General features: G+C 42.1%; 13 protein-coding genes. 1 reads left to right on the top strand and 12 read right to left on the bottom strand.

All coding sequences use genetic code 11. The annotated features are described in order from the left end of the window. Positions 1–166: 166 nt before the first annotated feature. Positions 167–1,843 (bottom strand): DAK2 domain-containing protein, encoded by a 1,677-nt coding sequence (locus A361_RS09480; protein ID WP_019381741.1) that lies wholly within the window; start codon positions 1,841–1,843, stop codon positions 167–169. 16 nt (positions 1,844–1,859) lie between these two features. Further along, a complete protein-coding gene (locus A361_RS09475; protein WP_009330806.1) occupies positions 1,860–2,222 on the bottom strand; it encodes an Asp23/Gls24 family envelope stress response protein in 363 nt (120 codons plus the stop codon). Positions 2,223–2,670: 448 nt separating this feature from the next. Here A361_RS09475 and rpmB point away from each other — a divergent pair, with 448 nt between their 5' ends. Next, the gene (rpmB, locus tag A361_RS09470) at positions 2,671–2,859 is read left to right on the top strand and encodes a 50S ribosomal protein L28 (RefSeq protein ID WP_019381740.1); all 189 of its coding nucleotides are present in this window, start codon (positions 2,671–2,673) and stop codon (positions 2,857–2,859) included. A gap of 146 nt (positions 2,860–3,005) precedes the next feature. On the opposite strand, the gene spoVM is transcribed toward rpmB, so the two are convergent. From spoVM to def, 10 genes are all read right to left on the bottom strand, one after another. Beyond that, complete coding sequence (gene spoVM, locus A361_RS09465) at positions 3,006–3,086, bottom strand: stage V sporulation protein SpoVM (protein WP_019381739.1); 81 nt, start codon at positions 3,084–3,086, stop codon at positions 3,006–3,008. Positions 3,087–3,263: 177 nt separating this feature from the next. Further along, a complete protein-coding gene (locus tag A361_RS09460; RefSeq protein ID WP_019381738.1) occupies positions 3,264–3,911 on the bottom strand; it encodes a thiamine diphosphokinase in 648 nt (215 codons plus the stop codon). Between the two features lie 70 nt (positions 3,912–3,981). Continuing rightward, positions 3,982–4,632 (bottom strand): ribulose-phosphate 3-epimerase, encoded by a 651-nt coding sequence (gene rpe / locus A361_RS09455; RefSeq protein ID WP_009330809.1) that lies wholly within the window; start codon positions 4,630–4,632, stop codon positions 3,982–3,984. Between the two features lie 3 nt (positions 4,633–4,635). Next, positions 4,636–5,517: a ribosome small subunit-dependent GTPase A gene (gene rsgA / locus A361_RS09450; protein ID WP_019381737.1), complete on the bottom strand. Its 882-nt coding sequence runs from the start codon at positions 5,515–5,517 to the stop codon at positions 4,636–4,638. A 15-nt stretch (positions 5,518–5,532) separates the two neighbouring features. After that, complete coding sequence (gene pknB, locus A361_RS09445; protein ID WP_033196565.1) at positions 5,533–7,527, bottom strand: Stk1 family PASTA domain-containing Ser/Thr kinase; 1,995 nt, start codon at positions 7,525–7,527, stop codon at positions 5,533–5,535. Continuing rightward, on the bottom strand, positions 7,520–8,284 hold the full coding sequence (locus A361_RS09440; RefSeq protein WP_019381735.1) for a Stp1/IreP family PP2C-type Ser/Thr phosphatase: 765 nt from the start codon (positions 8,282–8,284) through the stop codon (positions 7,520–7,522). The genes pknB and A361_RS09440 overlap by 8 nt, the downstream gene beginning before the upstream one ends. 4 nt (positions 8,285–8,288) lie before the next feature. Next, positions 8,289–9,374, bottom strand: coding sequence for a 23S rRNA (adenine(2503)-C(2))-methyltransferase RlmN (rlmN, locus tag A361_RS09435; RefSeq protein WP_019381734.1), 1,086 nt, complete (start codon positions 9,372–9,374; stop codon positions 8,289–8,291). Further along, on the bottom strand, positions 9,375–10,730 hold the full coding sequence (rsmB, locus tag A361_RS09430; protein WP_009330814.1) for a 16S rRNA (cytosine(967)-C(5))-methyltransferase RsmB: 1,356 nt from the start codon (positions 10,728–10,730) through the stop codon (positions 9,375–9,377). Then, positions 10,727–11,677: a methionyl-tRNA formyltransferase gene (gene fmt, locus A361_RS09425; protein ID WP_019381733.1), complete on the bottom strand. Its 951-nt coding sequence runs from the start codon at positions 11,675–11,677 to the stop codon at positions 10,727–10,729. The genes rsmB and fmt overlap by 4 nt, the downstream gene beginning before the upstream one ends. Further along, positions 11,674–12,159: a peptide deformylase gene (gene def / locus A361_RS09420; RefSeq protein WP_009330816.1), complete on the bottom strand. Its 486-nt coding sequence runs from the start codon at positions 12,157–12,159 to the stop codon at positions 11,674–11,676. Before def ends, fmt begins: the two co-directional genes overlap by 4 nt. Positions 12,160–12,181: the final 22 nt, after the last annotated feature.

Below are 12,181 nucleotides of genomic sequence, written 5' to 3'. Positions count from 1 at the left end.
TTTAACTGCAGGCTTATACAGCGCCTGCTTTATAACTAGCACACTATAATCTAAATAGGCAAGTAAGCAATCTTTAACCAAATAAATTAATATTTCCGAAGTTCACTAAAATGTAATCGTTTTAAATGGACAAAAGCGAAGGCTGGGCCCTCGCTTTTTTTATTGTTTATTCGATTGAAAATATAAAAGAGTATAGCGGCTGTTTGCCATCATGCACTTCGACTTCAACATCTTCATACTTATCTTCAATATAGCTGATAAGTGAATCCACTTCCTCTTCTGCCGCATCTTCACCTTTTAATACGGTTAGGATCTCAGAGTCTTCATCAATCATTCCATCGAGAAGATCTTTGGCAGCCTGCACTCTATCCTTGTTCTTGACAACAATTTCCCCATCTGAGATGCCCATAAAATCATCTTTTTCAATTTCGAGGCCATCGATGCTTGTATCACGGACAGCAAATGTAATTTGGCCTGTCTTCACATGCTGAAGGGCATCTGTCATGCCTTCTTCATTTTCTGCGAGTCCGGCACTTGGATTAAAAGCAAGCAGGGCAGCCATTCCCTGAGGGACGGTCTTGGAAGGAACAACTACTGCTTCTTCTTCAGTCACTTCTGCAGCCTGCTGTGCAGCCATGATGATATTTTTATTGTTTGGCAAAATGATTACTTTCTTGGCATTCACTTCTTTGATGGCCTTTACAATATCTTCCGTACTAGGATTCATCGTCTGGCCGCCCTCAATGACGGCATGTGCTCCGATGCTTCGGAAAAGATCCGCAATCCCGCTGCCCATTGATACTGTAACGATTCCGTATTCCTGCTTTTCCTTTGGCTTAGCTTCAGCTGCCAATGGTGTAGGAACGTCATCAATCAAATTGGTGTGCTGCTGGCGCATGTTTTCAATCTTCATATTGATTAAGCTCCCATAGCGCTGTCCGTATGTCAGGCAATCTCCTGGCTGTTCAGAGTGGATATGTACTTTTACAAGCTGTTCATCCGCAATCACAAGAAGCGAGTCGCCATATTTGCTTAAGTCCTGGCGGAACTTGTCTTCTGAAAAAGGATTAGCAGATAGCTTTTCAGTTTCGAACTTGACCATAAACTCTGTGCAATAACCAAATTCAATATCTTCAGTGTTCATAAAACTATGAACATTTTTATGGTGTTCTGCGCTAACCAGGTCATCCATCTTTGGAAGGGCTGCTGGTGTATCAGGAAGTTTTTCGCCCTTGAGCTCTGCAAGGAATCCTTCATATACAAAAACAAGACCCTGCCCGCCGCTGTCTACAACCCCAACTTCTTTTAAGACAGGAAGAAGATCCGGAGTCCGGTTTAAAGAAGCCCGTGCTTCTTTTAACACTTCCTCCATAATCACTACGATATCATCTTCATTTTTTGCAGCCTGCACCGCTTTTTTAGCGGAATCTTTAGCAACGGTTAAAATTGTTCCTTCAACCGGCTTCATAACAGCTTTATAAGCAGTTTCCACACCTGAATTCAAAGCATCAGCAAACTCTTTGCCATTGATGGAAGATTTCTGTTCAATATGCTTTGAGAAGCCTCGGAACAGCTGGGAGAGAATTACTCCAGAGTTCCCGCGGGCCCCCATCAGCAAACCTTTAGAAAGAGCAGAGCCCACCTTCCCAATATGTTCCTGAATATTAGCTTTTACTTCCTTTGCACCGGAAGTCATTGACAAATTCATGTTCGTTCCTGTGTCTCCATCAGGAACAGGGAAAACATTTAACGCATCCACTAATTTTGCATTAGCAGATAAATGGTTCGCTCCTTGTATGACCATTTCGGCAAAAAGCTTCCCATCTAAATCTCTTTTTGACACAAGTCTTTCCTCCTCACTACGGGTTCGTTACACGAACTCCCTGAACGTAAATATTAACCGAGTCCGTACTTAGCCCAACTGTTTTATCAAGGGTGTATTTCACTTTAGATTGCACATTGTGGGCAACCTCGGAAATTTTCGTTCCGTAACTTACAATAATATACATATCGATATGTACTTCATCTTCTTCCTGGCGTACAATAACACCGCGGGTAAAATTCTCTTTTCGAAGTATATCTGTAAGGCCATCTTTAATTTGATTTTTAGAGGCCATCCCTACGATGCCGTAGCAGTCAACTGCTGCTCCGCCTGCGATTGTTGCAATTACGTCATTAGAGATATCAATTTGCCCGAAATTCGTTTTTAATTCGATGGACATGGTTCGTTCCCCCTTTGGAAATTGCTTTTAATAAAAGCTTCTTCAAGCGCTCCCGCTTTACGGAAACGCTGGCGTTCCCCCTTAATTGTAAAATGGAGGCAAGCTTGCTGTTAAAGGAGAATGCATCCTTTTCAGCTGGGCAGCGATCTTTCTAACTCCAAAGCTTTATGCATACCTTATGATATTTTACTATATGGGCTGTAATATTGAAAGCCATACTTCCCCATCCCTATTATAGCTCATGTTCCATACCCCTATGTCAAGGAAATTTTCTTGAAAGCAAACTATTGCAATCAGAAGGGTTGTATGATAAATTATTAAAGTATCTTTTAATGTCGAGATCCGAAACGGAATTCCTCATTAATTCAGATGGATGAATCTGACTATTGCAAATGAAAGCATTGAAAAATAGTTTCAGCTTATGCTTTTAGTAAGGAGGGAAACATACATGCCACGCAAATGTGTTGTAACTGGTAAAAAAACAACTTCAGGTAACGCACGTTCTCACGCGATGAACGCTAACAAGCGTACTTGGGGTGCTAACCTTCAAAAGGTACGTATTCTTGTAGACGGTAAACCTAAACGTGTTTGGGTATCTGCAAGAGCACTTAAATCAGGTAAAGTTGAGCGCGTTTAATCTGCTCAGGGACATCCTTCTAGGATGTCCTTTTTATTTTCCTTTTTATAATCCACTATTCATTCTCCCCCATTGAATCAAAAAATAAAAGCACCCCAGAGAGGTGCCCAGTTTTTAATGCTATTTTCTTTTTCATTTATGGGAGTTTACCCCTTTTTGAAGGTCCCTAACATGGCACGCACAATGCCCCCTAAAAATTTAGGAAGTTTGATTGTATAAAATCTCATTACTCGTGTCCCTCCTCACGATCTTACGCATCCATTCTGTCCTTAAATCGTCTTTACCATCTTATTCAAATAACGAAAGATGAGTACTCATGATTACAAAAAATGATCAGAAAGCAATTCATGCCAGCACTCATATCCAGATTCCCAGCACCTTGCAGGGCAGCACTGGCCCGGCTCTTAATCCTTGCTTCTTACAACCATTAATATGCCTTCAGTAAAAGAAAAAGTACCACAATCATCAATAAGTTCATTGCTGATACAAAGAGTAGAACCGGCAGAGACGGTCCGATCTGTGAGCGGATACTTGAAATTTCTTAATGTGAGGCCCTTAATTTCCATTGTGATCGGGACAAAAGAAATGTATTTGAAATTTGGATTTTGCTTTATGGTGTATTCACCTGGAGCTTTAATATTAATCTTATTTTTTTTGTCAATAATTTCGACAGGAACAAAGTTTCCTTCAAGTACAGGCTTTATTAACAGCTGAATATTTGCAAATAAGTGGTCAAGCCGGCCGCCTGTGGCGCCAAACAGACGGATTTTCTCAGGATTTTGTTCCAGTGCCCAATTCAGGGCAAGCTCCATGTCGGTTTCGTCTTTCTCCGGCTTGAACCTGTTCAGCTCTTTTACTTTTTCTTCAATGATTAATAGTTCTTCATTTGACACAGAATCAAAATCGCCAAATGCCATTTTCGGCTGCATGCCATTTTGAATGAGTGTAAGCACTCCTCTATCTACCCCGACCCAATTGTCACCGGCATTACTGAATGAAGACAGTTCAGGCAGCAAATCCTCAGGGCCGCCAGCTAAAATATTTATAATCATTTCATATTGCTCCAATCATGATATATATCTTATATTATAAAAAGCCAGCTCTATTCAAGCTGGCTCTTTTTTATTTCGAACCTTTTAAAGCAGCAATCGCCACGGCTCTGTCTTTCTGATTATAAATTGCCGACCCGGCAACAAGCACATTCGCTCCAGCTTCAATGCACAATTGTGCTGTTTCTTCATTCACTCCGCCGTCCACTTCAATTTCAATATTTAGACCTTTTGCGTCAGCCATTTCCTTAACCGCCTTAATCTTAGGAAGAACGCCAGGGATGAACTTTTGTCCTCCAAAACCAGGATTAACAGTCATAAGCAATACCATATCAATATCATCAATAATATGCTCAATCATATTAACTGGTGTAGCCGGGTTAAGAACCACTCCTGCCTTGACCCCGAATGATTTAATAAAATGAATCGTTCTGTGAAGGTGTTTGCATGCTTCTGCATGTACAGTGATATAATCTGCCCCCGCATTAGCAAATGCCTCAATGTAGTTATCCGGATTTTCTATCATCAAATGAACATCCAGGGGCAGCTTTGTCACAGGACGGATTGCATCAACAATTAATGGACCAATTGTAATATTCGGTACAAAATGGCCGTCCATTACATCGACATGAATATAATCAGCTCCGCCGCGCTCTACATCTTTAATCTCTTCTCCCAATTTGGAAAAATCTGCCGATAAAATCGAAGGTGCGATTTTTACCATGAATTAATACCTCGGCTTTCTATCTTTTATTTCCTGCAGAAAGGTTTTGTAGTGTTCGTATCTGTAGGAAGGAATTTCACCGTTTTCACTGGCGGCCTTTACAGCGCATTTCGGTTCTGCCATGTGCAGGCAGCCTCTAAATTTGCATTGATCGCTTTTCTCCTGAATTTCCGGAAAGCAATAATTCAGATCCTCCAATTCGATATCTGTAAATTCAAGGGAGCTGAATCCCGGGGTATCAGCAACAAGCCCTTTCCCAACCTCTATCAGTTCTACATGCCTGGTTGTATGCTTTCCCCTGCCCAAATGTGAAGAAATATCATTTGTTTTCAGCTCTAAATCTGGTCTTAATACATTTAACAAAGATGATTTCCCCACACCTGACTGTCCTGCAAAAACGGAGATCTCGCCTTCCAGATATGGCATTAAGTCTTTAACGCCTTCTTCTGTTTCGGAGGAAGTCAGCAAAACATCATAGCCGGCTTTGCGGTAATCTGATGCATATTGCTGGATTTCCTTATACCCATGTTCGTCTGTCAGATCTATTTTAGTAATGCAGATGATTGGCTTTATACGATTGAATTCAACCAGCACCAGGAAACGATCTAATAGAGAGGTGCTGAAGCCCGGTTCAACAGCTGAAAACACTAGAATGGCCTGATCAACATTTGCAATTGGCGGACGGATCAACTCATTTTTCCGTTCTTTTACTTCTAAGATGTATCCTTCTGTAATACTTTCTGCCTGAAACACGACTTCATCACCGACCAGCGGGTTAACCTTATTTTTCCGGAAAACTCCGCGGCCTCGGCACTGAATGATTTCATTTCCGCTAAAAACATAATAAAACCCGGCTAAGGCTTTAATAATTTTGCCCTCAGGCATAGCAACACTCCTTGCTTATGATTCTTCTTCCGGATAAGGGATTTCCTTTTCTTCAAAAACCTGGCCATCCCGCAGAACCTTATAAGTGGCATTCTGTCCGGGAGCAATTGTTATATCAATTGGGATTACCGTATCTTCATAAATCAGCTCTGTATGAACTGGTTCAGAACCAGGATTATTCATATCCTTAATGATAATCTGAACTTCATTTGGCTCACCTTCGGCTGCAGGCTCATAGGGAACGCTGATCTCAATATTTTCTGTCTTAGGAAGAAGTTCTTTTTTCCCTTTTGAAAGAACCACCGTCACTTTCTGTCCGCTTGCCAGGTTTGTGCCTGGTGCCGGATCCTGATTGATGACTAGTCCTTCTGGGACTTCCTCATGAAATTCTTCTTCTCCATATTCTACTTTTAATCCCGACGATTCTTCGTACTCCTGCAGCCCCTTTTCGTTATAGCCGCGCAGGTCTTTTAAGGCAATTGGCGCCGGACCTTTGCTGACAGTAAAAATCAATTCTGTATCCTCGGGAACGACAAGATCGCCTTCTGAGAAGTTTTGGTCCAGGATTGTCCCAGCCGGCTCACTCTCATTATTTTCTTCTGTTTTTTCAATGCTTTTAAAATTTTTGCTTTCAAGCAAGCGGACTACATCGTCGTATTGCCTGCCCTGGTAATCAGCTAATTCAAATTTTTCCTTGCCAGTGCTTTCATAGATATCAATGGAAGTTCCTTCTTTTACGGTTCTGCCTGCTTTCGGATCTGTTTTTACTACCAGACCTTCTTCCACATCAGGGTCACTTATCGGCTTTGTATCCCTAACCGTAAACCCAGCGGCAATAAGCTCTGCTACTGCGTCTTCCACCTCTTTTCCTGACACATCAGGAACCTGGACATCCTTGGGCGCAATAAGATCAGGTAAAACAGTTATGGCCAGGATGCCTAACACAGCCAGAAACAAAAAGACGGATACCAGAATAATTGGCCATTTCTTTTTCTTCTTTTTTTTCTTTTTTTCCTTCTTCTTCTTTTCAGGAAGAGGTTTTGCCACAGGCTGCGTGTCTCCCTTTGGATCCTTAGCATGTATAAGTGTTTCGTCCATGCTTTGGTATGGGCGGTCATCCGTAATAACAGGGATTGCCTTTGTAGCATCATCGTCAATCGGGACCATAAACTTTCCTTCATGAAGCCTTTCGGGTTCAAGCGCTGTACTGATATCCTCTTCCATATCTTCAACAGAATCATACCTGTGAAAAGGATCTTTAGCTGTCGCTTTTAAAACGATATTTTCAACACTTTGCGGTATTGAAGGATTCCATCTCTTAAGGGAAGGCGTCTCTGACTGCAGATGTTTGAGAGCTATTGATACAGCGGATTCACCTGAGAAAGGAAGCCTGCCTGTCAAAAGCTCAAACATAACAATGCCAAGGGAGTAGATATCAGACTTTCTGTTGGCCATCCCCCCCCTGGCCTGTTCCGGAGAAAGATAATGAACAGAGCCTAAAACAGAATTGGTCTGAGTTATACTGGTAGCGCTTAATGCCATGGCAATTCCGAAATCAGTAATCTTTACATTACCATGCCTATCTATCAAAATATTATGCGGTTTAATATCCCGGTGTATGATATGGTTTTGATGTGCATGAGATATGGCTGAGGTGAGCTGTTTCATAATTTCCAGCGAATCATCTATGCGAATCGGGCTGTTTTGCTGTATGTATTGCTTTAACGTTTGTCCATCTACATATTCCATCACAATATAATAGATTGAATCCTCTTCGCCAACATCATAGATACTGACGATGTTCGGGTGGGCTAAGCTGGTAGCTGATTGGGCTTCACGATGAAAACGGCGGATAAATTCTTCATCTTCGGCAAAATCCATCCGAAGCACTTTCACCGCTACATCTCGATCCAGAATCATGTCATGGGCCAGGTAGACATTTGCCATGCCGCCTCCGCCAATCATATCAAGAATCTTATAGCGGCCGCTTAATCTTCTTCCCTTAATCATCATTTATCATCCCGCTCTCATTGCTTTCAAAATACTCAGCAATCACGAGCGTAATATTGTCTTCGCCGCCATTATTATTGGCCTGTTCAATCAGCACTGAGGCTTTTTCCTCCAGAGTTCGTCCGCTTTTGAGGATTTCAATCATTTCAGCCACATCTACCTTGTTGGACAAACCGTCAGAGCATAATAATAATAAATCGCCCTCTTCAAACGTTATGGTTTTGATATCCATCTCAACCGCTGCTTCAGTTCCCAATGCCCGGAGGAGCACATTTTTTCTTGGATGATGCTCAGCATCTTCCTTGGTAATCTGCCCGGACCTTACAAGTTCATTCACTAGGGAATGATCTTCCGTCAGCTGCTGAAAACCCGATTCATTCAAGATATAACATCTGCTGTCGCCGATATTGGCAATTGTCGCAAAACGATCAGTACAGATTGCAGCCACAACAGTTGTTCCCATGCCTTCACATTGTTCATTTTCTTTCGAATGTTCATAAAGAATGGTGTTGACCTCTGCAATATACTTCCGCAGCCATCCTTCCGCCTCTTCGGCAGTCTGAAAGTCATCTGTCTGATCCCAGAATCCTTTTAAACTTGTTAGCGTCATTTCGCTTGCCACATCGCCAGCCCGGTGGCCGCCCATGCCATCTGCTACGATGGCAAGGCGCTGCCCCTTGCTGTTCACATAGATGCCGCCATTATCTTCGTTATGCTGCCTGACTTTGCCTTGATCTGTCATAAAAACAGCTTTCATTCTGTCACCTCGTCTCCTCTTTTCGCTCCTTTGCACGAAGTTGTCCGCATGCTGCATCTATATCATGACCGTGCTCCCTGCGAATGGTTACATTAATGCCGTGGTTCTTCAGTGTCTTTTCAAAAGCAAAAATTTGATCCTTGGGTGTCCTCACATAATCTCGTTCAGGCACATAGTTTACTGGAATCAGGTTAACATGGCACTTCACATTTTTTATTAGCTTTGCCAGCTCTTCGGCATGTTCCACCTGGTCATTGACCCCTCCGAATAATCCATATTCGAAACTCACTCGTCTGCCTGTTTTATTTATATAGTACCTGATTGAATCCATAAGGTCCGGCAGCTTATAAGCTCTATTTATTGGCATCAGGCGGCTTCTGATTTCTGTGTTTGGAGCATGTAATGAGATCGCGAAATTGATCTGCATATTTTCATCTGCAAATTTATAGATTTTTGGGATGATTCCGCTAGTCGAAACAGTGATATGGCGCGCACCGATATTCAGCCCTTTATCATGGTTGATTATCTTCAGGAATGACAGCATACTGTCATAATTATCAAATGGCTCACCGATCCCCATAATAACAACCGAGCTGACCCGTTCATCTGTCTCATCTAGTGCCTGTTGTACTTTTACGACCTGAGCAACGATTTCTCCTGCTTCAAGATTCCGTTTTAATCCGCCTAAAGTTGAAGCACAGAATGTACAGCCGATTCGGCAGCCCACTTGAGTAGTTACACATACTGAATTACCATAGTCATGCCTCATCAGTACGGTTTCAATGGAATAGCCATCATGAAGTTCAAATAAAAATTTTATTGTCCCATCAGCTGACTCCTGCTGAATGATCGTTTTAAGAGTTGTCAGCGAAAAATTTGCTGATAGCGTATCTCTTAACCCTTTTGACAGGTTCGTCATATCCTCAAATGATGTGATTCTTTTTGTGTAAAGCCAATCAAAAATTTGCTCAGCCCTGAAAGCTTTCTCATTATTTTCTTTAAGCCAATCCTTCAGCTCATTCAGCTGTAAAGTATAAACGGATGGTTTTTGTTCTGCTTCTGTTATTTTCTCTGCTGCTGTTTGTTCCATTTATTGCACCTTCTTTCTCAGACAGGCTATATAAAACCCGTCCGAACCAATATCCTGCGGTAAAATCTGCAGTTCAAAATTATCTATAAACGGAGCAATTGCTTTAGGCATTCGCTCACGAACTGATATATCTCCCTCAAATTCCGCATTATTCTTTAAAAACGACTGGACAACATGCTGATTCTCTTCCTTGTCCACTGTACATGTACTATAAACAAGAATACCACCTTTTTTCAGCAAAGGTGAAACGGCATCCAAAAGATTTCTTTGAATCTTATGAAGATGATATAAATCATCTTCTTTTTTTGTGTATTTCATATCAGGCTTTCTTCTCATAACTCCAAGGCCTGAGCATGGGGCATCCACTAAAATACGGTCAAATGATTCTTTTTCATAATGCTCCTGCACTTTCCTGCTGTCAAGGGCATTTGTCTTAATATTCGATAGTCCCAGTCTATCGGCATTATCATTAATCAGCTTTACTTTATGCTCGTGAAGGTCCAGCGAAATGACTTGTCCAGTATTTTGCATTTTTTCTGCAATATGTGTGGTTTTTCCTCCGGGTGCTGCGCAGGCATCCAGAATCTTTTCATTTGGATTTCCTCCAAGGGCATAAGCAGCGAGCATGGAGCTTTCGTCCTGAATAGTAATCAGGCCATCTTTGAAGACACGCGAATTGGCAAGGTTTCCTCTTAAACATTTAATGGCAACTGGTATAAACTGACTTGGTTCCACTTCAAATCCTTCTTCCTTAAGAAGTGACAAGCATTCTTCCCTCGAGGCCTTTACCTCATTTACCCTTGCAGTCTGAAGTGGAGCAGTCAAGTTAATTTCACACATTTTCTTTGTTTCTTCAAACCCAAGCTGATCGGCCCATCTTTTTACAAGCCACGCGGGATGACTAGTCTCAATGGAAAGGCGTTCAACACTGTCTTCAATTTGCTCAAGATCAGGAAGCCCCTTTCTTTGAACGTTCCTGAGCACGCCATTGACCATGCCGGAAATCCCTTTATGCCCCCATCGTTTTGCTATTTCTACTGCCTCGAAAATAGCTGCGCGATCTGGAATTTTATCAAGAAAAACCATCTGATACAGTGTAAGCCTTAAGAGCTGGTTTACCCAGCTTTCAATTTTTTTATTGCCTGCTAAAAAAGGCTGCAGGTAAAAATCGAGTGTCATCCGGCGTTGAAGGGTACCATAAGTCAGTTCAGTAAGAAGACCGATGTCCTTCTGGTCAATTTCGTTCTTTTTTATGGCGTTATTAAGTAATAGATTGCTGTAGGACTGATTTTTTTCAATGGCTTCGAGAAGTTCCAGTGCAGTTTCTCTTACATTTTTCTTTTTTAGCTTTTTCATTCGGAGTCTCCCAAACGGCCGCCGGGAGTTAGATGGGATCCTGAGCCTCTTAAAAATTGTTCTGCTGGCATCTTTTTCTTTCCGGAAGGCTGCAGTTCTGTAATTTTAATGGCTGTCTCATTCCCTGCTGCCACAACGATTCCATCTTCCTCAAGCCTGATAATTGTTCCCGGTTCTTTGTTTTCAGCAGATTTAACCTTCTCCGAATTCCAGATTTTAATCACTTTGCCGTCAAAAGTTGTATAGGCAACCGGCCATGGATTTAACCCTCTAATGTGGTTATAGATTTCTTCACCAGTTTTGCCCCAGTCGATTTTTTCCTGTTCTCTTTTAATGTTATAAGCAAAAGTGGCTTCTTCATCATTTTGCCTGATGGGAGTGAGTTCACTATTCAGGAGCTTTGGCAGTGTTTCAGACAAAAGCTTTGACCCAGCAGCGCTAAGTTTATCGTGAAGAGTGCCAACTGTATCTCTTTCCGTAATCGGCACTTCCACTTGTGTTAAAATATCGCCGGCATCAAGCTTCTCAGCCATGTACATAATGGTGATTCCCGTTTTTTCTTTCCCCTGCAGAATGGAGTAGTGAATAGGTGCACCGCCGCGCAATTCAGGGAGCAATGATGCATGTACATTTATGCAGCCGAACTTGGGTGCATCCAAAAGCTCCTTCGGCAAAATTTGTCCAAATGCAGCCGTGACAACCAGGTCAGGCTTAAGAGCAAGAACTTTCTCCAGCTCTTCTGGCTGGCGGATTTTTTCGGGCTGATACACAGGGATGCCCTGTTTTTCAGCTTCGACTTTTACAGGCGGGGGAGTAAGAACCTTTTTCCTTCCAACAGGCCTGTCGGGCTGAGTAACCACTCCGATTACTTCATATCCGTCCTCTATTATTTGCTTCAGTACAGGCACTGAAAAATCGGGTGTGCCCATAAATACGATTTTTGTCATTCAGCTTCCAATCCTTCCAACTCTTCTTCGTTCAAGTATCTTGTAACTTTTGAGGTAAATAGCACCCCATGCAAATGATCAATTTCATGGAGGATCGCTCTTGCCAGGAAATCCTCAGCCTCGAGGGTAAAATATTTCCCTTTTCGATCCTGCGCCTTGATTTTTACATATTCAGGCCTTGTTACTTCACCATATAACCCAGGAAAGCTTAGGCACCCTTCAGGGCCTGTCTGTTCCCCATTCGTTTCAAGGATTTCGGGATTAATTATTTCAATTGTTCCAAATTCATCATCTATATCAACAATGGCAATTTGCCTGCTAAGCCCGATTTGCGGAGCAGCAAGCCCGACACCATCGAATTCGATCATCGTATCATACATATCATTTAACAGCTTGCCCAGCTTTTTATCAAACACCTTAACGGGTTCGCATTCTGCCTCCAGAACCTCAGCCGGATAAGATACAATTTTTTTTACTGCCAAAACATTTCCTCCATTTTTATCT

This window comes from Cytobacillus oceanisediminis 2691 (assembly GCF_000294775.2).
Lineage (GTDB): Bacteria > Bacillota > Bacilli > Bacillales > Cytobacillaceae > Cytobacillus > Cytobacillus pseudoceanisediminis.
The sequence above is the reverse complement of the archived record's forward strand: the minus strand, read 5'-3'. Positions and strand labels throughout refer to the sequence as shown.

Excerpts from the sequence above, each read along its gene's own strand:
- spoVM (WP_019381739.1), bottom strand. The coding sequence starts at position 3,086 with ATGAGATTTTATACAATCAAACTTCCTAAATTTTTAGGGGGCATTGTG.
- A361_RS09460 (WP_019381738.1), bottom strand. The coding sequence starts at position 3,911 with ATGATTATAAATATTTTAGCTGGCGGCCCTGAGGATTTGCTGCCTGAA.
- A361_RS09440 (WP_019381735.1), bottom strand. The coding sequence starts at position 8,284 with ATGAAAGCTGTTTTTATGACAGATCAAGGCAAAGTCAGGCAGCATAAC.
- rpe (WP_009330809.1), bottom strand. The coding sequence starts at position 4,632 with ATGGTAAAAATCGCACCTTCGATTTTATCGGCAGATTTTTCCAAATTG.
- fmt (WP_019381733.1), bottom strand. The coding sequence starts at position 11,677 with ATGACAAAAATCGTATTTATGGGCACACCCGATTTTTCAGTGCCTGTA.
- rlmN (WP_019381734.1), bottom strand. The coding sequence starts at position 9,374 with ATGGAACAAACAGCAGCAGAGAAAATAACAGAAGCAGAACAAAAACCA.
- A361_RS09475 (WP_009330806.1), bottom strand. The coding sequence starts at position 2,222 with ATGTCCATCGAATTAAAAACGAATTTCGGGCAAATTGATATCTCTAAT.
- pknB (WP_033196565.1), bottom strand. The coding sequence starts at position 7,527 with ATGATTAAGGGAAGAAGATTAAGCGGCCGCTATAAGATTCTTGATATG.
- rsmB (WP_009330814.1), bottom strand. The coding sequence starts at position 10,730 with ATGAAAAAGCTAAAAAAGAAAAATGTAAGAGAAACTGCACTGGAACTT.
- rsgA (WP_019381737.1), bottom strand. The coding sequence starts at position 5,517 with ATGCCTGAGGGCAAAATTATTAAAGCCTTAGCCGGGTTTTATTATGTT.
- rpmB (WP_019381740.1), top strand. The coding sequence starts at position 2,671 with ATGCCACGCAAATGTGTTGTAACTGGTAAAAAAACAACTTCAGGTAAC.